Annotated in this window: 19 protein-coding genes; 5 read left to right on the plus strand and 14 right to left on the minus strand. The window is 63.9% G+C overall.

Going from position 1 to position 18,480, the window contains the following annotated elements:
- Window positions 1-90: 90 nt before the first annotated feature.
- Window positions 91-1,350: a urate hydroxylase PuuD gene (locus AB9K35_RS06105; RefSeq protein ID WP_369924897.1), complete on the minus strand. Its 1,260-nt coding sequence runs from the start codon at window positions 1,348-1,350 to the stop codon at window positions 91-93.
- Between the two features lie 105 nt (window positions 1,351-1,455).
- Between AB9K35_RS06105 and AB9K35_RS06110 the strand changes: the two genes are divergently transcribed.
- A complete protein-coding gene (locus AB9K35_RS06110; RefSeq protein ID WP_222456001.1) occupies window positions 1,456-2,364 on the plus strand; it encodes a LysR family transcriptional regulator in 909 nt (302 codons plus the stop codon).
- A gap of 78 nt (window positions 2,365-2,442) precedes the next feature.
- Here AB9K35_RS06110 and uraH read toward each other — a convergent pair whose 3' ends face one another.
- On the minus strand, window positions 2,443-2,799 hold the full coding sequence (gene uraH, locus AB9K35_RS06115) for a hydroxyisourate hydrolase (RefSeq protein ID WP_369924898.1): 357 nt from the start codon (window positions 2,797-2,799) through the stop codon (window positions 2,443-2,445).
- A gap of 151 nt (window positions 2,800-2,950) precedes the next feature.
- Between uraH and puuE the strand changes: the two genes are divergently transcribed.
- The 3 genes from puuE (at window position 2,951) to AB9K35_RS06130 (ending at window position 6,372) form a co-directional block, all read left to right on the plus strand.
- Window positions 2,951-4,366, plus strand: coding sequence for an allantoinase PuuE (gene puuE / locus AB9K35_RS06120; RefSeq protein WP_369924899.1), 1,416 nt, complete (start codon window positions 2,951-2,953; stop codon window positions 4,364-4,366).
- Window positions 4,363-4,854, plus strand: a complete 492-nt coding sequence (locus AB9K35_RS06125) for an ureidoglycolate lyase (protein ID WP_369924900.1) — start codon at window positions 4,363-4,365, stop codon at window positions 4,852-4,854. Before puuE ends, AB9K35_RS06125 begins: the two co-directional genes overlap by 4 nt.
- A gap of 81 nt (window positions 4,855-4,935) precedes the next feature.
- Window positions 4,936-6,372: a nucleobase:cation symporter-2 family protein gene (locus tag AB9K35_RS06130; RefSeq protein WP_222456005.1), complete on the plus strand. Its 1,437-nt coding sequence runs from the start codon at window positions 4,936-4,938 to the stop codon at window positions 6,370-6,372.
- Window positions 6,373-6,439: 67 nt separating this feature from the next.
- Here AB9K35_RS06130 and AB9K35_RS06135 read toward each other — a convergent pair whose 3' ends face one another.
- The 5 genes from AB9K35_RS06135 to bhcA all read right to left on the minus strand — a co-directional run bounded on the left by AB9K35_RS06135 (window position 6,440) and on the right by bhcA (window position 11,481).
- Complete coding sequence (locus tag AB9K35_RS06135) at window positions 6,440-6,952, minus strand: AmiS/UreI family transporter (RefSeq protein WP_369924901.1); 513 nt, start codon at window positions 6,950-6,952, stop codon at window positions 6,440-6,442.
- A gap of 95 nt (window positions 6,953-7,047) precedes the next feature.
- Entirely contained in the window at window positions 7,048-8,013 is a 966-nt protein-coding gene (gene bhcD, locus AB9K35_RS06140; RefSeq protein ID WP_369924902.1) for an iminosuccinate reductase BhcD, read from the minus strand.
- A gap of 129 nt (window positions 8,014-8,142) precedes the next feature.
- Window positions 8,143-9,306, minus strand: coding sequence for a 3-hydroxy-D-aspartate aldolase BhcC (bhcC, locus tag AB9K35_RS06145; RefSeq protein WP_369924903.1), 1,164 nt, complete (start codon window positions 9,304-9,306; stop codon window positions 8,143-8,145).
- A gap of 16 nt (window positions 9,307-9,322) precedes the next feature.
- Window positions 9,323-10,291 carry a beta-hydroxyaspartate dehydratase BhcB gene (gene bhcB, locus AB9K35_RS06150; protein WP_369924904.1) on the minus strand — a complete coding sequence of 323 codons (969 nt, stop codon included), beginning with the start codon at window positions 10,289-10,291 and terminating at the stop codon, window positions 9,323-9,325.
- Window positions 10,291-11,481 carry an L-aspartate--glyoxylate aminotransferase BhcA gene (bhcA, locus tag AB9K35_RS06155; protein WP_369924905.1) on the minus strand — a complete coding sequence of 397 codons (1,191 nt, stop codon included), beginning with the start codon at window positions 11,479-11,481 and terminating at the stop codon, window positions 10,291-10,293. The genes bhcB and bhcA overlap by 1 nt, the downstream gene beginning before the upstream one ends.
- A gap of 198 nt (window positions 11,482-11,679) precedes the next feature.
- On the opposite strand from bhcA, the gene bhcR reads away from it, so the two are divergent.
- On the plus strand, window positions 11,680-12,495 hold the full coding sequence (gene bhcR / locus AB9K35_RS06160; protein ID WP_369924906.1) for an HTH-type transcriptional regulator BhcR: 816 nt from the start codon (window positions 11,680-11,682) through the stop codon (window positions 12,493-12,495).
- 88 nt (window positions 12,496-12,583) lie between these two features.
- Here the strand turns inward: bhcR and AB9K35_RS06165 are convergent, their stop codons facing one another.
- The 7 genes from AB9K35_RS06165 to AB9K35_RS06195 all read right to left on the minus strand — a co-directional run.
- Complete coding sequence (locus AB9K35_RS06165) at window positions 12,584-13,414, minus strand: bifunctional allantoicase/(S)-ureidoglycine aminohydrolase (RefSeq protein ID WP_369924907.1); 831 nt, start codon at window positions 13,412-13,414, stop codon at window positions 12,584-12,586.
- Window positions 13,415-13,532: 118 nt separating this feature from the next.
- Window positions 13,533-14,618 (minus strand): molybdenum ABC transporter ATP-binding protein, encoded by a 1,086-nt coding sequence (gene modC, locus AB9K35_RS06170; protein ID WP_369924908.1) that lies wholly within the window; start codon window positions 14,616-14,618, stop codon window positions 13,533-13,535.
- The gene (gene modB / locus AB9K35_RS06175) at window positions 14,619-15,311 is read right to left on the minus strand and encodes a molybdate ABC transporter permease subunit (RefSeq protein WP_369924914.1); all 693 of its coding nucleotides are present in this window, start codon (window positions 15,309-15,311) and stop codon (window positions 14,619-14,621) included.
- A gap of 8 nt (window positions 15,312-15,319) precedes the next feature.
- Window positions 15,320-16,120, minus strand: coding sequence for a molybdate ABC transporter substrate-binding protein (gene modA, locus AB9K35_RS06180; protein WP_369924909.1), 801 nt, complete (start codon window positions 16,118-16,120; stop codon window positions 15,320-15,322).
- A 104-nt stretch (window positions 16,121-16,224) separates the two neighbouring features.
- Complete coding sequence (locus tag AB9K35_RS06185) at window positions 16,225-16,788, minus strand: chemotaxis protein CheD (RefSeq protein ID WP_369924910.1); 564 nt, start codon at window positions 16,786-16,788, stop codon at window positions 16,225-16,227.
- Window positions 16,789-16,816: 28 nt separating this feature from the next.
- Window positions 16,817-17,776, minus strand: coding sequence for a CheB methylesterase domain-containing protein (locus tag AB9K35_RS06190; protein WP_369924911.1), 960 nt, complete (start codon window positions 17,774-17,776; stop codon window positions 16,817-16,819).
- Between the two features lie 148 nt (window positions 17,777-17,924).
- Window positions 17,925-18,480 (minus strand): methyl-accepting chemotaxis protein (locus tag AB9K35_RS06195; protein ID WP_369924912.1); only part of this gene is annotated, 556 nt, incomplete at its 5' end.

Genomic DNA, 18,480 nt, shown 5'->3' on the forward strand with positions numbered 1-18,480 from the left:
CTGCTGACCAGAAACGGCGCGCTCGGCGGACGCACAAAGAAAACCCCGCCGTGCAGGCGGGGTTCTGAATTGGCGTGTTCTGCGGTTGCGTCAGTTCGCGGCAAGCGCAAACGGCAGATCCTTGGAGGCGCTGGCGTACCAGCGGCGGATCAGCGCGCGCTCGTCCTCCTCCATGTGGGTCACGTTTGCGGGGGGCATGGCCACGGTGGCACCGGCCTGGAGGTAGATCTCCTTGGCGTATTTCGCCACGTCGGCCGGGGTTTCCAGCAGCACGTTCTTGGGCGCGCGGCGGATGCCGTCGTAATAGGGCTCGCGCGCGTGGCACATGGCGCAGCGGCCGGGCACGACGTTCATCACGTCCTCGAAATGCTGGTTGCTGGCAAAGACCTGTTCGCTCCGGGTCAGCTCCCGCGCCTCGGACTCTTCGTAGCTGTCCTGCTGCAGCGGCGCCTGGCTGAGGGCCATGATGCCGATGAACAGGATCGCGGTTACCGGCCAGGTCCAGGTCGGGTTGGAGGTGCCCGCGTGGTTGCTGTTGAAGTAGTGGCGGATGGTCACGCCCATCAGGAACACCAGCGCCGCGATCAGCCAGTTGTACTCGGTGGCGAAGGCCAGCGGGTAGTGGTTGGACAGCATCAGGAACACCACCGGCAGCGTCAGGTAGTTGTTGTGGGTCGAGCGCAGCTTGGCGATCTTGCCGTACTTGGCATCCGGGGTGCGGCCTTCCTGCAGGTCCTTCACCACGATACGCTGGTTCGGCATGATGATGAAAAACACGTTTGCCGTCATGATGGTAGCCGTAAAAGCACCCAGGTGCAGCATCACCGCGCGGCCGGTAAAGATCTGGTTGTAGCCCCAGCCCATGGCGACCAGCAGCACGAACAGCAGCACCATCAGCACCGTCGGCTTTTCCCCCAGGGGCGATTTGCACAGGAAATCATAGACCAGCCAGCCGATGCTGAGCGATGCGCCGGAGATGAGGATACCCTGCCACAGGGCGAGATCCGCCTTGCTGGAATCGATCAGGTACAGCTCGCCGCCGGCCCAATAGACGATCATCAGAAGCCCTGCCCCCGACAGCCATGTGGCGTAGCTTTCCCATTTGAACCAGGTCAGGTGCTCCGGCATGTTTTCCGGCGCAACCAGGTATTTCTGGATGTGATAGAAACCGCCGCCGTGGACCTGCCATTCCTCGCCATGCGCGCCGACCGGCAGGTGCGGAACCTTCCGCAAGCCGAGATCCAGCGCGACAAAGTAGAAAGACGACCCGATCCAGGCAATGGCGGTGATGACGTGAAGCCAGCGGACCGCAAAGCCCAGCCAGTCCCACATGATCACAAGCTCTTCCATTGTTCTCTCCTCATAAGCTTTGGCAAGGACACTAGAGCATGCCGCTATTTTCATGTATTAGGTAAAAAGTCCAAGCTGTTTCAAAATAACTCGAAGAATATCCGCATGGCTTATCTCGACAACATCCGCACCTTTGTCCGGGTCTATGAACTTGGCAACATGTCGGCCGCTGCGCGCGACATGCGGATCTCGGCAGCGGTGGCGTCCTCGCGGATTTCGCAGCTGGAGGAGCACCTGAACGTGCGTCTGTTCCAGCGCACAACGCGGCTTTTGAACCCGACCGAGCAGGGCAACCTGTTCTACCGCGGTGCGGTCAAGATCCTGGAGGCGGTGGACGAGGCAGAGGCCGACATCAGCAGCGTCACCCAGACGCCGCGTGGCACGCTGTATGTGGCCGCCCCCCTGGGGCTGGGGCGGCGGCTGATTGCGCCGGCGGTGCCGAAGTTCAAGGAAGCCTATCCGCTGATTTCGATCCGGTTGCGGCTGTCGGACCGCAAGCTGGATTTGGCGGCCGAGGGGCTGGATGCCTCTTTTTTCCTCGGCGTGCCCGAAGATTCAAACCTGCGCATCCGCAAGATCGCCGATTGCCCGCGGGTGCTGTGTGCCTCGCCGGAGTATATCCGCAAGCGCGGCCAGCCGAAAAACAGCGACGAGCTGAAGACGGATGCGCATGACTGTCTCAATCTGCGCTATCCCGGCGCGCCGGAGTTCCAGTGGCCGCTGCGCAGCGGGGACGGGGTCAAGCGGGTGACGGTGACGGGCCCGTTCGAATCGGACCATGGCGATGTGCTGACAAGCTGGGCGCTGGAGGGGCACGGGATCATCCTGAAGCCGGTCTTCGAGATCTCCGAGCACCTGGCCTCGGGCCGGCTGGTGCCGGTACTGGAGCAGGAGCCGCCGGTGCCGATCCAGATGGCCTGCCTTTACGTCCACCGCCGCCACCAGGACCCGAAGGTCCGTTTGTTCATGGACTTCATGGTGGATCACATCCAGGCATCGCTGCCGCAGGAATAAAAAGCCCGCCCCGGTTGCCCAGGGCGGGAACCGCCGGCCAGAGCCAAGCGGGAGGAGAGCGATGTTGGAAGAGTTGGTTCAGCTGCCGCGGTAGGTGGAATAGCCGTAGGGCGACAGCAGCAGCGGCACGTGATAGTGGCTGTCCGCCTCGCTGATGCCAAAGCGCAGCGGCACTTCGTCAAGGAACAGCGGATCGGCCCCGGCCTGGCCGGTGGCGCGCAGGTAATCGCCTGCATGGAACACCAGCTCATAGGTGCCGGTGGCGAATTCGGCGGCGGGCAGGATCTGCTCGTCGGTGCGGCCGTCGTCATTGGTGGTCAGGCTGCGCAGATGGGTGCGCTCAGTGCCTTCGATCCGGTAGAGATCGATTTTCAGCCCTTCTGCCGGGCAGCCGCGGGCGGTGTCCAGAACATGGGTGGTCAGAAATCCGGCCATGCCAGCCTCCTTAGTCATGAAGTTTGGTCAAATATGCGCCGTCCGGGGCGGACCATACAGAAGGAAAGGCCAAAAAGTTCTTTCAAAAATTTACTGAAAGCCCGGAGCGATTATTTTGTTCTATAACTAGGAAAAAGACAGGAGACCTGACGTGACGCGATACCCTCGTGATTTGCGCGGTTACGGTGCATCCGCACCCGATCCGCAGTGGCCCAACGGGGCCAAGGCCGCCGTGCAATTTGTCCTCAACTACGAAGAAGGCGGTGAAAACTGTGTTCTGCACGGGGACGCCGCATCCGAGGCGTTTTTGTCCGACATCCCCGGTGCGGCCCAATGGCCGGGCCAGCGCCACTGGAACATGGAATCGATCTATGAATACGGCAGCCGTGCCGGATTCTGGCGGCTGCACCGGCTGTTCACCGGCGCGGGCATCCCGGTGACCATCTACGGTGTTGCCACCGCCCTTGCGCGCTCACCCGAGCAGGTGCAGGCGATGAAGGACGCCGATTGGGAGATTGCCTCGCACGGTCTGAAATGGGTCGAGCACAAGGACATGCCCGAGGAAGAGGAGCGCGCTGCCATCGCCGAGGCCGTGCGCCTGCACACCGAGGTCGTGGGTGAGCGCCCGCGCGGCTGGTACACCGGCCGCTGCAGCGCCAACACCGTGCGCCTTGTCGCCGAAGAGGGCGGGTTTGACTACATCTCGGACACTTACGACGACGATCTGCCCTACTGGCTGGACGTGAACGGGCGCGATCAGCTGATCATCCCCTACACGCTGGAAGCCAATGACATGCGCTTTGCCAATTCGCCGGGCTGGATCACGGGCGAGCATTTCTTCCAGTACCTGAAGGATGCGTTCGACGTGATCTATGCCGAGGGCGAGGCCGGAGCGCCGAAGATGATGACCATCGGCCTGCACTGCCGCCTGGTGGGGCGTCCGGGCAAGATCGCCGGGCTGAAGCGCTTCATCGACTATATCCAGGGGTTCGAGGGCGTCTGGTGCCCGCGCCGCATCGACATTGCCGAGCATTGGGCGGCGATCCATCCGCCGCAGACGCGCTTGCGCCCCAGCCGGATGGCACGGGACGAATTCGTGGCGAAGTTCGGCTCGATCTTCGAGCATTCGCCCTGGATCGCCGACCGTGCCTTTGATCTGGAGCTGGGTCCCGCGCATGACTGCGCCGCAGGTGTCCACAACGCGCTGTGCCGGATCTTCCGCACCGCCAGCGAGGAAGAACGCCTGGGCGTGCTGACCGCGCACCCGGATCTGGCGGGCAAGCTGGCCGCCGCAGGCCGTCTGACCGCCGAGAGCACCGCGGAACAGTCCAGCGCCGGCCTGGATATGCTGACGGATGAGGAGCGCGAGACTTTCACCCGGCTCAACACCGAATATGTGGAGAAGCACGGCTTTCCCTTCATCATCGCGGTGCGCGACCACACCAAGGCCTCGATCATGGAGGCCTTCGATCGCCGCATCGGCAACGACCGCGCGACCGAGTTCGACGAGGCCTGCCGCCAGGTGGAGCGTATCGCCCAGTTCCGCCTGCAGGACCTGCTGCCATGAGCCGTGAGCTGATCGCAGCGCCGCTGACAGCGGCGGCGTTTGCGCCTTTTGGCGATGTGATCGAGGTCACCGGCGCGCCGGACAAGATCATCAACCAGGGCATGTGCGGTCGTCACCACGACCGCGCAACGCTCGACTTTGGCCCCGGCGGGCGGGCGGGCATCAGCCTGTTCGACGCCAAGGCCCGGCAGCTGCCCTATACGCTCGACATGGTGGAGCGGCACCCGGAAGGCAGCCAGGCCTTCGTGCCGGTCAGCGGCGTGCCGATGCTGGTGGTGGTGGCCGAGGACGCGGATGGCGTCCCGGTCAATCCGCAGGCCTTCATCAGCCAGCCGGGCCAGTCGATCAACCTGCGCCGGGGCACCTGGCACGGGGTTCTGGCCCCGCTGGGTGCCCCCGGCCAATACATCGTCGTCGACCGCATCGGCGATACCCCGAACCTGGAGGAACACTGGTTCGAGGACCCCTTTACGGTGGTTTCAGGCTGAGGTCCTCGGCCTGACCACACAAACCGAAGCCGCCATAAAAACAAGAAGCGGCAAGATCCCCATGACCGACAGGAGACCCCCATGGCCGATACTTCCATCGGGACGCCAGAACAGCTGCGCGATCCCAATTACACCCCCCCTTTGCACAAGGCGATTCCGCTGGGAATCCAGCACGTGCTCGCTATGTTCGTCTCGAACGTGACACCGGCGATCATCGTGGCGGGCGCGGCCGGTTTCGGCTTTGGCTCCAACTCGCCGGATTTTCCGGAACTGCTCTACCTGATCCAGATGTCGATGCTGTTCGCCGGTATCGCCACCCTGTTGCAGACCCTCACCCTGGGGCCGATCGGCTCGGCGCTGCCGATTGTTCAGGGCACGTCGTTTGCTTTCCTGCCAATCATGATCCCGCTGGTTGCGGGCAAGGGCGTTGATGGTCTCGCCGCCCTGTTCACCGGCGTCATCGTCGGCGGTATCTTCCACGGCCTTCTGGGGACGGTGATCGGCAAGATCCGCTTTGCCCTGCCGCCGCTGGTCACTGGCCTCGTGGTCACCATGATCGGTCTGGCACTGGTCAAGGTCGGCATCCAGTACGCCGCAGGCGGTGTGCCTGCGATCGGCACGCCGGAATATGGCTCTCTGCTGAACTGGTCCGCCGCGCTGGTGGTGATCGTGGTCACCCTGGGGCTCAAGTTCTTCACCAAGGGGATGCTGTCGGTCTCGGCGGTGCTGCTGGGGCTGATCGTGGGCTATGTCTACGCGCTGATGGTCGGCATGCTGAGCTTCGAGGCGATCTCCGGCTCCTGGGAGCGCGCCGCCGCCTTTGCCCTGCCGCAGCCGTTCAAATACGGGGTCGAGTTCTCTGCAGCCGCCATCATCGGTTTCTGCCTGATGAGCTTTGTCTCGGCGGTGGAGACCGTGGGCGATGTGTCCGGCGTGACCAAGGGGGGCGCGGGCCGCGAAGCCACCGAGGAGGAAATCGCAGGCGCCACCTATGCCGATGGTGTCGGCACCGCCTTTGCGGGTCTGTTCGGCGCTTTCCCCAACACCTCGTTCAGCCAGAACGTGGGCCTGATCGCCATGACCGGCGTGATGAGCCGCCACGTGGTGACCTGCGGCGCGATCTTCCTGATCATCTGCGGGCTGGTTCCGAAGGTGGGCGCGGTGATCCGCACGGTGCCGATCGAGGTGCTGGGCGGCGGCGTGATCGTGATGTTCGGCATGGTGGTCGCGGCAGGTGTCTCGATGCTGTCGGACGTGGACTGGAACCGCCGCAACATGGTGATCTTCGCCATTGCGCTCTCCATCGGCCTCGGCCTGCAGCTGGAGCCCGGCGCGCTGCAGCATATGCCGGATACAGCGCGCATCCTGCTGACCAGCGGTCTGCTGCCGGCGGCGCTGATTGCCATCGTGCTGAACCTGCTGCTGCCGCAGGATCTGGCGGGTGAAGCCACCGAGGAAGTCTCGGGCGGGCTGAGTGGGCATGGCCGCGGATCGCTGCCGCAGGAAGACCGCGCCTGAGCCAGGCCGGCAAGCAACCAAAAACAGAAAGCCGGCCCGTGCTTGGGCCGGCTTTTTCCGTGGGAGGTTACAGGGCAATCCCGTGCAGCACCGCCAGACCCGGCAGCCAGCCGGTGAAGACGCCGCAGAACAGCGTTGCGGTACTGGTCAGCCGGGCGCTGCCGCGGCGCAGGGCGAGGTTCAGGAAATACAGGAACCACAGCCCGGCCCAGGCCGCCCAGCAGGCCGCGAGCCACAGATCGAAGATCCCGTCCGCCTGCGCCAGCACCCGCAGGGCCATCGGCGCCGCGGTCAGCGCCACGAGACCGCTGAACCAGCCCAGCCCCTCGCCGCTGGAGCCGGTTGCCCGGTTGTAGGCGACCCACAGGTAGGTGGTGCCGAACAGCAGCGTCATGCCCGCATCCAGCAGATCGGCAGGCTGGCCCGCCGCCAGCGCGGTCAGCAGCACGATGGCAAAGAACACCAGCGCCGCCACCGCATTGATCAGGATGATTTCCCGGTCCTGGATACGGCCCGTCTGCCAGATGCCGTTCAGGCACAGCACCACGCCCACCACCAGCAGGCTCAGTCCAAGATACATGTTTGGCGTCTCCCAAGAAAAAGCAGGAGAGAGGTACACCTCTCTCCTGCCGATCCGCTACGCGGATAATTGCAGAAAATGTTTCTGGCTGGGGCTTAGAAATCGACCTCGATGGCGATGCCCTTTTCCACCGCGACCTCAACGACAGAGGCCGCGACGGCCAGATCCTGAAGCCCGACGCCGGTGCCGTCGAACAGGGTGATCTGGTCGTCAGAAGTGCGGCCCGGGTTGGTGCCGTTGATGACCGCGCCGATCTGGGCAACGTCTGCCTCCTGGATCAGACCTTGCGCCACCGCGTGCTGCGCCTCGCCGATGGAGACCGACTGGGCGACCTCGTCGGTGAAGACGTCGGCCTTAACCAGCAGCTGCGGGTCGACTTCCTGTTTGCCTTTGGTGTCGGTGCCCATGCAGGCGATGTGCGTGCCGGGGCTGACCTGATCGGCCTTCAGGATCGCATCGAAGGACGAGGTGATCGAGATGATCACATCCGCTTCGCGCATGCCGTCCAGCTCAACCGCCTCGAACGGCACGCCAGCCTCGTCGGCCACCTCCTGCAGGTTCGGCAGCATCTCAGGATGCAGGTTCCAGCCGATCACTTTTTCAAACTCGCGCTGCTCCAGCGCGGCGCGCAGCTGGAACTTGGCCTGATGGCCCGCACCGATCATGCCGATCACCTTGGCGTCCTTGCGGGCCAGATGCTTGATCGAGACAGAGGACGCCGCCGCCGTGCGCAGCGCGGTCAAGAGATTGCCGCCCACCATCGCCTTCACCTTGCCGGTGTCGGGATCGAACAGGAAGACAGTGGACTGGTGGTTGATCAGTCCGCGCTTTTCCAGGTTGTTCGGCCAGTATCCCCCGGCCTTCAGGCCCAGCGTCAGGCCCGCGCGGTCAAAGCCGCCCTTGAAGCCGTAGAGCGCCTCTTCGTGGCCGATTGCCTCGCGCACAACGGGGAAGTTGTAGGCGTCGCCCGCGGCCATCGCCGCAAAGACTTTTTCGACCGCATCGAAGGACGCATCGCGGGTCACCAGGTCGGCAATCGCTTTTTCCGGAACGATATACATGTCTGTTTCTCCTCAGCAGTTGGCGCAGCCCTTGGACGGGGTGCCGCCAGGCTGGAAATCGTTGTTGCACGACCCCAAAAAAGCCGGCGGAGGGCGGCTTGCGCACCTCCGCCAGTCTGGGGATCGTTCTTAGTAGGCCTTGCCGCGGGCCGAGACGGGCCAGACGCATTCGACCTTGCCGTTCCGCACGCCAACGTACCAGTCATGCACGTTGGCGGTGGGGTCGCAGTGGCCGGGCACCAGGCGCAGCTTGTCGCCGACTTTCAGCGCACCGGTCGGGTCGGATACCACGCCATGCTCGTCTGAGCATTTGATGTATGCCACGTCGTCGCGGCCGAAGATGAAGGGCAGGCCGCTGTCCACGGATTGCGCCTTGAGGCCGGCATCGACGATGGCCTTGTCGGCCTTGGCGTGGCTCATCACCTGGGTCAGCAGGAAGAAGGCGTTTTCCCACTCGCCCTGGTCGATGCGGTTGCCGTCCTTGTCCAGGATGCGACCGTAATCCGCATCCATGAAGGCGTAGGAGCCGCACTGCAACTCGTTGTAAACGCCCGAGTTCGACTCGAAATAGTAGGAGCCGGTGCCGCCGCCAGACACCAGCTCGCACTCGATGCCTTCCTTCTTCAAGCCTTCGACCGCATCGGCAACCTGCGCGATGGCGATGTCCAGCTTGGCCTTGCGGTCCTCGTAGCTGTGCATGTGCTGCATGGCGCCCTGATAGGCCTGGATGCCGGAGAACTTGAGGTTCTCTGCCGCGTTCACGGCCTTGGCGATTTCAACAACCGCCTCAGTCGTGGTTACGCCGCAGCGGCCCGCGCCGCAGTCGATCTCGACAAAGACTTCCAGCTCGGTGCCGTGCTTTTGCGCCGCTGCCGACAGGTCGGCCACGTTGTCGATGTCATCAACGCAGACGATGGTACGCGCGCCCAGCTTGGGCAGGCGGGCCAGTCGGTCGATCTTCAGCGGGTCGCGGACCTGGTTGGACACCAGGATGTCCTTGATGCCGCCACGGGCAAAAACCTCGGCCTCGGAGACCTTCTGGCAGCAGACGCCAACCGCGCCGCCGAGCTTTTCCTGCAGCTTGGCCACATCCACTGACTTGTGCATCTTGCCGTGCACCCGGTGGCGCATGCCGTGCGCCTTGGCGTAGTCGCCCATCTTCTTGATGTTGCGCTCCAGCGCGTCCAGGTCCAGCACAAGCGCGGGTGTCTGGATGTCGGCCTCGTCCATGCCCGGGACCGCCGGGACGTCATAGCCGACTTCGAGTTGATCAAAATTTGTCTGTGCGTTCATTGTTTTGTTCCCCAGTTTAGCTGTTCATCCAGGGCAGTTTGTCGAGGTCGACATTGCCGCCGGTGACGATCAGGCCCACGCGTTTGCCCGCGAAGGCGTCCTTGTTTTTCAGAATGATGGCGAGTGGGACCGCGGAGGACGGCTCCATCACGATCCGCAGGTGCTTCCAGATCAGCTTCATCGCCTCGATGATCTCCGCGTCCGAGGCGGTGTGGATCTCGCTGACGTGGTTGCTGACGAAATGCCAGGTCAGATCCTTCAGCGGAACCAGCAGCCCGTCGGCCACGGTCTTAGGCGCATCATCGGCGATGATGTAGCCCGCCTTGAAGCTACGGTAGGCGTCGTCGGCCTGCTCCGGTTCAGCCGCGATCACCTGGGTTTCCGGCGCCAGGTTGGACAGCGTCAGGCAGGTGCCGGAGATCATGCCGCCGCCGCCGATCGGGGCCACCACCATGTCGAGCCCGTCGGTCTGCTCGACGAATTCCTTGGCGCAGGTGCCCTGCCCCGCGATGACGCGGTGGTCATTGTAGGGATGCACGAAATCGCCGCCGGTCTCGGCCTGCACCTTGGCAAAGGTCTCCTCCCGAGAGGAGGTAGAGGGCTCGCACTCGGTGATCACCCCGCCGTAACGGCGCACGGTGTCCTTCTTGGCCTGCGGCGCGGTGCGCGGCATGACCACGTTGCAAGGAATGCCGCGCAGCATCGCGGCGTAGGACAGGCAGGACGCATGGTTGCCCGAGGAATGCGTCGCGACGCCCTTCTTCGCCTGTTCCTCATCCAGTCCGAACACCGCGTTGGTGGCGCCGCGCACCTTGAAGGCGCCCGGCTCCTGGAAGTTCTCGCATTTGAAGAACAGCTCCGCGCCGGTCAGCTCATTCAGAAAGGCAGAGGTGCGCACCGGCGTGCGCCGGATGTGCGGCTGAATGCGCTCATGCGCGGCCAGCATGTCCTCGTAGGTCGGGATATACATAGCGGTATCCTTCATCAGGCGGCAGCCTTGGCGCTGGAGGCGGTGTTGCCGCGGTAGTAGTCCTGCGCTGCCGCCACGCCAGAGCCCAGCGGGATGTTCAGGCCAAGGTCGGCCATCACCATTTCGGCGGTTGCGATGCCCGACAGGGCCATCACGTCGGTCAGGCTGCCCAGATGGCCGATGCGGAACACCTTGCCCGCAACCTCACCCAGGCCCGTGCCGAAGGCGACGCCGTATTTCTCGGCCGCGAGGCTGACGAACTTGTTGGCGTCAAAGCCTTCAGGCGTGCGGATTGCGCTGACGCTGTCTGAGTAGACGTCCGGCGACACCGCGCACAGCTCCAGCCCCCAGGCGCGGACTGCGGCGCGGACGCCCTCAGCAATCCGGTGGTGGCGGGCAAAGACATTCTCCAGCCCTTCGTCCAACAGCATACCACAAGCCATGTTCAGACCGTTCAGCAGGCCGACGGAAGGCGTGTAGGGGTAGGCGCTGTTGGCGTAGCCTGCGGCCATGTCCTTGATATCAAAGAAGGTGCGCGGCAGGGTCGCGGTCTTGGCGGCCTCCATTGCCCGTGGCGAGAAGCCGACGATGGCGAGGCCCGGCGGCAGCATGAAGCCCTTTTGCGAGCCGGTGACGGCAATGTCGACACCCCATTCGTCCATGCGGAAATCCATCGAGGCGATCGAGGACACGCCGTCGACAAACAGCAGCGCCGGGTGACCGGCTGCATCCAACGCACGGCGGACGGCGGCGATGTCGGACTTCACGCCGGTTGCGGTCTCGTTGTGGGTCGCCAGAACCACCTTGATCTCGTGCGATGTGTCGGCGGTCAGGATTTCCTCGTAGCGGTCCGCCGGGATGCCCTGCCCCCACGGGGTTTCAACAACCTGCACGTCCAGCCCGTGACGCTGGCACATGTCGATCCAGCGGTGGCTGAACATGCCGTTGCGCGCCGCCAGAACCTTGTCACCGGCGTTCAGCGTGTTGGTGATCGCGGTTTCCCAGCCGCCGGTGCCGGTGGACGGGAAGACGAAGATCTCGGCGGTTTCGCTTTTCAGAACCTTCTTCACTCCGGCCAGTGCCGGATGCAGGATCTGGCCGAACAGCGGCGAGCGGTGGTCCAGCGTCGGCATGTCCACTGCCTTGCGCAGCGCTTCGGGCATGTTGGTGGGACCGGGAATGAAAACCGGGTTTTGAAAGCTCATGTCGTGCCCTCCTGTGGCGATTTCCTGCACCTTAATATGGGGCGGCGCGGAGGGAAATTTTTTTGAAAAAAGCTTTCATAAATGTAGAAAAGTCAGAATTTTCGCATGAATTCAAGTGCTTTAGTTTTTTCACTGTACAGAATGCGTTTTCATAATTATCCATAAGCTGCTGTTGGAATTGCCTTGGGAGGCTTGAAAATGTCGCAGGCACCGCGTCGCAAGGGGCGCCCCAAAGCGTTCAACGCCAGCAGCCAGCCTGCCACCATCCAGTCGCTGGACCGGGCGTTGGACGTGCTGGATGCGCTGGCCGGGGCCAGTGGCATGACGCTGACCGAGCTTGCCACCGCGCTGGACCAGTCGGCGGCCACCATGTACCGGGTGCTGTCCACGCTGGAGGCGCGCCAGATCGTCGAGATGGAGCCGCAGACGCAGACCTGGCATATCGGCGCGATGGCCTTTCGCCTCGGCTCTGCCTTCCTGCGTCGTTCTGGCGTGATCGAACGCGCCCGACCGGTAATGCGCGAGCTGATGGAGGCGACTGGTGAGACCTCCAACCTCGGCATCGAACGCGGCGGTGACGTGATGTTCGTGAGCCAGGTGGAAACCCATGAATCGATCCGCGCCTTCTTTCCGCCGGGAACCACGTCGCCGATGCACGCCTCGGGCATCGGCAAGGCATTGCTGAGCTGTTACGGCGACCACCAGCTGGCCCGGTTCCTGCGAGGCCGCACGCTGGAGCGTTTTACCGCGAAAACCTTGACCTCGGCGGATGCTTTGCGCGCGGATCTGGAACAGATCCGCAGTCGTGGTTGGTCCTTCGACGACGAGGAAAAAGCGCCGGGAATGCGCTGCGTTGCAGCGCCTGTCCTGGGCATGCAGGGCGAGGTGCTGGCGGGGATTTCGGTTTCCGGCCCGACCGCGCGGATGCCTGACGGCGGCATCAGCGGAATTGGCACCCTGGTCAAGGAGGCCGCGGCCAAGCTGTCGCACGGGCTGGGTGCCCCGGCGGGCTGACGGCAGTCTTACGGCCCAGAATGCAAAGAACGCCCCGGAACCATCAAGGGTCCAAGGCGCTAATTCTTGGATTGTCAGAACTACCGCATCAGCGCTGCGGTGCCAGCGGCATGTGGCGGTTCACATCCTTGTAGAGCAGGTAACGGAACTTGCCCGGTCCGCCGGCATAGCAGGCCTGCGGGCAGAAGGCGCGCAGCCACATGTAATCGCCGGCCTCGACCTCGACCCAGTCTTGGTTCAGACGGTAGACCGCCTTGCCCTCCAGCACGTACAGCCCGTGTTCCATCACATGAGTCTCGGCAAAGGGGATCACCGCGCCGGGTTCAAAGGTGACGATGGTCACATGCATGTCGTGGCGCAGGTCGTTGGGATCGACAAAGCGTGTGGTGGCCCATTTGCCCTCGGTGCCCGGCATCGGGGTCGGGTCGACATGGTTTTCGTTGGTGACAAAGGCGTCGGGCGCGTCAAGCCCCGCAACCGCCTGATAAGCCTTGCGGATCCAGTGGAACCGCACCGGCGCATCGCTGTTGTTGCGCAGGCTCCAGTCGGCGGCGGGGGGCAAGTAGGCATAGCCGCCTTCTTCCATCTCATGGACTGCGCCGTCGATGGTGAGCGTCATCGCGCCCTGCACCACGAACAGCACCGCCTCGGTGTCGGCTTCGGTCTCCGGCCGGTCACTGCCGCCACCGGGCAGCACCTCGGCGATGTACTGCGAGAAGGTCTCGGCGAAGCCGGACAAGGGGCGCGACAGCACCCAGAAACGGGACTTCTCCCAGAATGGCAGCAGGCTGGTGACGATGTCGCTCATCGTGCCCTTCGGGATCACCGCGTAGGCGTCGGTAAACATGGCGCGGTCGGTCAGCAACTGTGTCTGCGGCGGCAGCCCGCCTTCTGGTGCGTAGTAGGATCGTTTGGTCATCGGCTGCCTTTCCTGCTGAAGTGCTGCCCTATTGATACCCGCCGACTGCGCGCAACCGAACTTGTTTCCGTATCAAGGATACCTGAAGGATTGTTTTGCTATTTTTGAAGGTGGGTCTTCACTGGCCCCGCCCGATGTCCACCGGAGCAATGGATACGGTCTTGAGCACCGCGTGGCAATCGACACCGGGGGCCAGGTCCAGGGCAGCGGCCGAGCGCCGCGTCACACGGGCGAGCACCCTGCCCGCCGGCGTTCGCAAGGAGACCATCGCCCCCGGCCCGCTGCCGGTGCGAATGTGCTCGACCTGACCAGGAAGGATATTGAGCGCTGACAGTCCCTCGGGACGCTGGCGCGACAGGATCACCTCATGCGCGGCGATGCGCACGCGGACGGTGGTGCCGGGCGTGCGGTCAATACGCGGCAGAAAAAGCGCCACCCCGCCCGCGTCGAGCTCGGTCAGACCATCGCTGTGGTGGCAGTGCACGCGCGCTTTCAAAAGCGCGCCGGCAGAGCGGACACCGGTCGGCATGACCTCGGGGTCGGCCAGAACATCGGCGGCGGCGCCCTGATGTCGGACCCGGCCATCCTGCATGACGACAACGGTCGTTGCCAGTCGGGCAACCTCGGCTGCCGAATGGCTCACATAAAGGATCGGTATGCCGATCTCATCACGCAGCCGCTCGAAATACGGCAGGATCTCCGCCTTGCGTGCCTCGTCGAGGGCTGCCAGAGGCTCATCCGCGAGCAGCATCCGCGGCGCTGACAGCAAGGCCCGGCCAATGGCCACCCGCTGTTTTTCGCCGCCAGACAGCAGACCCGGCCGCCGGTGAAGCAGCGATCCTATTCCCAAAAGCTCCACCACCCGGTGCAGGCTTTCAGGCTTGCTGCCCCGGGGCGCGAATTTCTGTCCATAAAGCAGGTTCTGCCGGACAGTCAGATGCGGAAACAATCGGGCGTCCTGGAACACGTAGCCCATCCGGCGCTTGTGTGGGGGCAGCCAATGGCGTTGATCGGTATCGCCCAGCACCTCGCCATCCACCATGATGCGTGCGCGATCGGGGCACAGCAGCCCCGCAACCGCCTGCACAACGGTGGTTTTTCCGGTTCCTGAGCGGCCGAAAAGGACCGTGACCCCCAATGGCGCTTCAAAACGTACGTCCAGAGAAAAATCGGGCAGACGGTGTTTGAGCTCGACTGACAGCATTCAGCGTCCTCCGACCCGTGCCGCGACCCGCCGCGCCAGCCATTCAGACAGCAGCAAGGCGGCCAGCGCAATCGCGACCGAGATCAGCGTCAATCGCAAGGCCGCGCTTTCGCCGCCGGGCACCTGCAGGAAGGCGTATATCGCGGAAGGCAACGTCTGGGTCTGGCCCGGAATGTTGGAGACAAATGTGATCGTGGCACCAAATTCGCCCATCGCCTTGGCAAACCCCAGGACCGCCCCGGCCAGCACCCCGGGCAGGATGAGCGGCAGGGTCACCGTGATGAACACCCAGGGGCGCGATGCCCCCAGCGTTGCCGCGGCTTCCTCCAGCTTGGGGTCGACCGCCTCGATCGACAGGCGGATGGCGCGGACCATCAGGGGAAATCCCATGATCGCCGCCGCCAGCGCCGCACCGGTCCAGCGAAAGGCAAACACCACGCCGAATTGCTGAAGGGCTGCCCCGACGGGTGCCTTGGGCGCGAAGACCATCAACAGCAGATAGCCCGTCACCACCGGCGGCAGGACAAGGGGCAGGTGCACCAAGCCGTTCAGAAGCTGCTTGCCGCGAAACTGGCGTCGGGCGAGGGCATGTGCGATGAGCAGGGCCAGTGGTAAGGCCGCAAGGGTTGCCCAGAATGACACCCGCAGCGACAGCTGTACCGCCTGCCATTCCTGCGGGCCGAGCCATGCAATGACACCGCTCACTTGCGGACCGCTCTGAAACCGTGGCGCAGGAAAATGGCCTGGCTCTCCGGCCCGCTCAGGAACTTGATGAAGGCCTCTGCCGCCTGCTGCTGGCCCGCGGTCACGGCAGCGATGGGGTAGACGATGGGCGGATGGCTGTCAGCGGCAAAGGTGGCAACGACGGACACCGTCGGCTCTGCCCGCGCGTCCGTGGCATAAACCACACCCAGCGGGGCCGCGCCCGTGGACACCAGTGCCAGGGCTGCGCGCACGTTGGCGGCTTGCGCCACCTTGGGCGCCACAGCGTCCCATTGCTTGAGCGTGCTCAGCGCCGCCTTGCCGTAGATCCCGGCAGGAACCGCATCGACCAAAGCCATGGCCAGATGCCGATCGCCCAGCACCTCGGCGAGATCGGTTTGAGCAAGGTCCAGCGGCGGGGCGTCGGCGCCATGCGCGATCAGAACCAGGTCGTTGGCGAGGAGGTCGCTGCGACTGCGAGACGCGACAAGACCGTCCGTTTCCAAGACATCCATCCAGGTCGTATTCGCCGAAAGGAAGACATCCGCAGGCGCGCCGAGCTGAATCTGGCGCGCCAGCGCTGAGGAGGCCGCGTAGGAGAGGATGACGCCCTCGCCGGTGGCCGCGGTGAAGGCGTCTGCCGCCTCGTCCAGGGCGTTCTTCGTACTTGCAGCGGCAAAGACCGTTACCTGCGCAGTGGCAACCGAGCCGAAACCGCACAGGACAACGACCGCCAACACGGCTACCCAATGGAGCAGTCGACGGCCCGTAACCTCTGATGATGCCTTGCGCTTGGTCATGTCCCATAAGGAATTAACCGTGCCCGCAAATACGGGCAATCAGTAATTCACGGCGCCACGGCGTCTGCTGCCAGCCAGGACTGGCAAGCAGCAGCTAAATCTTGTCAGAACAGGTCGACGACACCTGCGCCTGCGGCAGCCGGAGCCGGGGCCACGGGCGGTGCTGCAACGGCACGCTGCTCCAGTTCGCCCAGCTGGCGGTCGTCCTGCACATGGGTCTGCTGCGCCGCGCCGGAGCATGGATGGAAGCGGACCCGCCGGGCCGAGGTGCCGCCAACGCTCGACGAGATGCAAGGGATGCCCTCGTCGCGCAGGAACCGTTGGACGAAGTCGGCATTCGCGGCGCCGATGTCCGACAGGTTCACCGACATCTTGGCACCGCCAAACACCTTGGCCTTGAGATTGGAGCGCACCGCGCCCTTCTTCATGATGCCGTTGATCAGCAGCTCCATCGCGTGAATGCCATAGCGGGCGTTGGCCGCCCCACCGCCCCTGGCATTGGCCAGCAGGAAGTGGTTCATGCCTCCCACCCCGCGGTCGGGGTCATAGATGCAGGCCGCGATGCAGGAGCCCAAAACCGTCGAGAACACGGTCTTGGGGTCCGTTGTCACGCGGTAGTCTCCTTGCAGAACAGTCACGGGCTTCGTGTTGGCAAAAACATTGTTCAAGGCTAGTTCGTCCCTTCCTGCGATCTGTTCAGGCCTTGCTGGCCTGAAGGAGAGTGCTGGCCATGTGGGCCAGCGGCACCTGCTGCTGGGCTGCCCCCATCTCCCAGGCAACCCTGGGCATGCCATAGACGACCGAAGATTTCTCATCCTGGGCAAAGGTTTTGGCGCCTGCCTTGCGCAGCTCCAGAAGGCCGCGGGCGCCGTCCTGTCCCATCCCGGTCAGAATTGTGGCTACAATGTCCTTTCCATATGGCACGGCAGAGGTGAACAGCGCGTCAACAGACGGCGTATGACCGGAAATATCCGGCCCTTCTTTCATCCGTAGCCGCCGAGGGGCACGGTTGCTCAGCCCCATGTGGCGGCGCTGACCGGCCGCAACATAGACATAGCCGGGTTCCAGTGTCAGCCCGTCTTCGGCGGCGCGGACCCGCGCCGGGCAGATGCGATCCAGCAGCGACACCAGGCCAGAGCCGAAATTCTTGCCGGTATGCTGCACGATCAGAGTGGGCGGGCAGTCAAACGGGAACCCCACCAGGACATTGCGCAACGCCTCGACCCCGCCGGTAGAGGACCCGATCAGGATCATCTTCTTGCTGCCCCCGGCCGCGGCCGCAGGGCGGGCGGCAGAGCCGACCGCGGCGCCGCGACCACGGCGCGGGGCCTTCACCATCATGTCGAAATGCTGGGCGAACTGACTGGGGTGATCCGCCTTGGTCAGCTCGAAGATGCCGGCGCCGACATCCAGCAAGGGTGAAGATTTCCGGGCCGGAGTCGCGCCGAAAGTGTCCATGACCGACACCCAGCGCGTGTCCATGGCCGAAAACAGCGCCATCATCATTTCGAATTCGGGTAGCTTGGTGAACCCGTCTTCGACAAAGGCAAATACCGGCTGCGCCGCCTCGGCCTGATTGTAGGCCATCATCAAATTGTTGGCCAGATACACCTTCATGCCTGGATAGGTTTGTTCCATGTAGCTTTTCAGCGACATGGCAAAGTTTCGATCCGTGGTAATGATCAATAAGTTCTTCGAAGACAATGGGTTCCCCAATCTCGTTTCAGTGTCGCAGAAATGGGCGACACAGATTGCCATGGTCAGAGGATGCCGCCGCCGGTGCGGCGGCATCCCTGGTTAAGGTTCAGAAATCCTGCCAGACATCGCGCGCGGCATTGCCATCGGTCGCCATCACCGCTGCGGCGGTGCCGACCGCTTTGCTCCGCGGGTCGGGGCCTTTTCGGGCATCGGCAAGAGGTGTGCGCTTGCCACCGGTTTCAAACGGCCCGGCAGGCTGCGCGTCGCCGCCGATCACGCGGAACTGGCCGACCAGCTCAGCCAGCTTCCCGGCATCGCTGTTGAGCATATGCCCGGCCGCGGTGGCCTGTTCGACCATCGCCGCGTTCTGCTGGGTCACCTGATCCAGTTGGGTGACGCCGGTGTTGATCTCATGCAGGCCGGTGGATTGCTCCGCCGCACCCTCGGCGATGCCGGAGACCAGCTGCGAGATATGGGTCACCTGCGACACGATGCTTTGCAGCGCCTCGCCGGCCTTGCCGACCAGATCCACGCCGCGCTCGACCTGCTTGGAGCTGTCGGAGATCAGCGTCTTGATCTCCATCGCCGCCTCGGACGAGCGCTGCGCCAGCGCCCGCACCTCGCTTGCGACCACCGCAAAGCCCTTGCCGGCCTCGCCCGCC

The organism is Leisingera sp. XS_AS12 (genome assembly GCF_041224635.1).
Taxonomy (GTDB): domain Bacteria; phylum Pseudomonadota; class Alphaproteobacteria; order Rhodobacterales; family Rhodobacteraceae; genus Leisingera.

Excerpts from the sequence above, each read along its gene's own strand:
- AB9K35_RS06105 (WP_369924897.1), bottom strand. The coding sequence starts at position 1,350 with ATGGAAGAGCTTGTGATCATGTGGGACTGGCTGGGCTTTGCGGTCCGC.
- AB9K35_RS06110 (WP_222456001.1), top strand. The coding sequence starts at position 1,456 with ATGGCTTATCTCGACAACATCCGCACCTTTGTCCGGGTCTATGAACTT.
- uraH (WP_369924898.1), bottom strand. The coding sequence starts at position 2,799 with ATGGCCGGATTTCTGACCACCCATGTTCTGGACACCGCCCGCGGCTGC.
- AB9K35_RS06125 (WP_369924900.1), top strand. The coding sequence starts at position 4,363 with ATGAGCCGTGAGCTGATCGCAGCGCCGCTGACAGCGGCGGCGTTTGCG.
- AB9K35_RS06130 (WP_222456005.1), top strand. The coding sequence starts at position 4,936 with ATGGCCGATACTTCCATCGGGACGCCAGAACAGCTGCGCGATCCCAAT.
- AB9K35_RS06135 (WP_369924901.1), bottom strand. The coding sequence starts at position 6,952 with ATGTATCTTGGACTGAGCCTGCTGGTGGTGGGCGTGGTGCTGTGCCTG.
- bhcD (WP_369924902.1), bottom strand. The coding sequence starts at position 8,013 with ATGTATATCGTTCCGGAAAAAGCGATTGCCGACCTGGTGACCCGCGAT.
- bhcC (WP_369924903.1), bottom strand. The coding sequence starts at position 9,306 with ATGAACGCACAGACAAATTTTGATCAACTCGAAGTCGGCTATGACGTC.
- bhcB (WP_369924904.1), bottom strand. The coding sequence starts at position 10,291 with ATGAAGGATACCGCTATGTATATCCCGACCTACGAGGACATGCTGGCC.
- bhcA (WP_369924905.1), bottom strand. The coding sequence starts at position 11,481 with ATGAGCTTTCAAAACCCGGTTTTCATTCCCGGTCCCACCAACATGCCC.
- bhcR (WP_369924906.1), top strand. The coding sequence starts at position 11,680 with ATGTCGCAGGCACCGCGTCGCAAGGGGCGCCCCAAAGCGTTCAACGCC.
- AB9K35_RS06165 (WP_369924907.1), bottom strand. The coding sequence starts at position 13,414 with ATGACCAAACGATCCTACTACGCACCAGAAGGCGGGCTGCCGCCGCAG.
- modC (WP_369924908.1), bottom strand. The coding sequence starts at position 14,618 with ATGCTGTCAGTCGAGCTCAAACACCGTCTGCCCGATTTTTCTCTGGAC.
- modA (WP_369924909.1), bottom strand. The coding sequence starts at position 16,120 with ATGACCAAGCGCAAGGCATCATCAGAGGTTACGGGCCGTCGACTGCTC.
- AB9K35_RS06190 (WP_369924911.1), bottom strand. The coding sequence starts at position 17,776 with ATGTCGCTGAAAAGCTACATGGAACAAACCTATCCAGGCATGAAGGTG.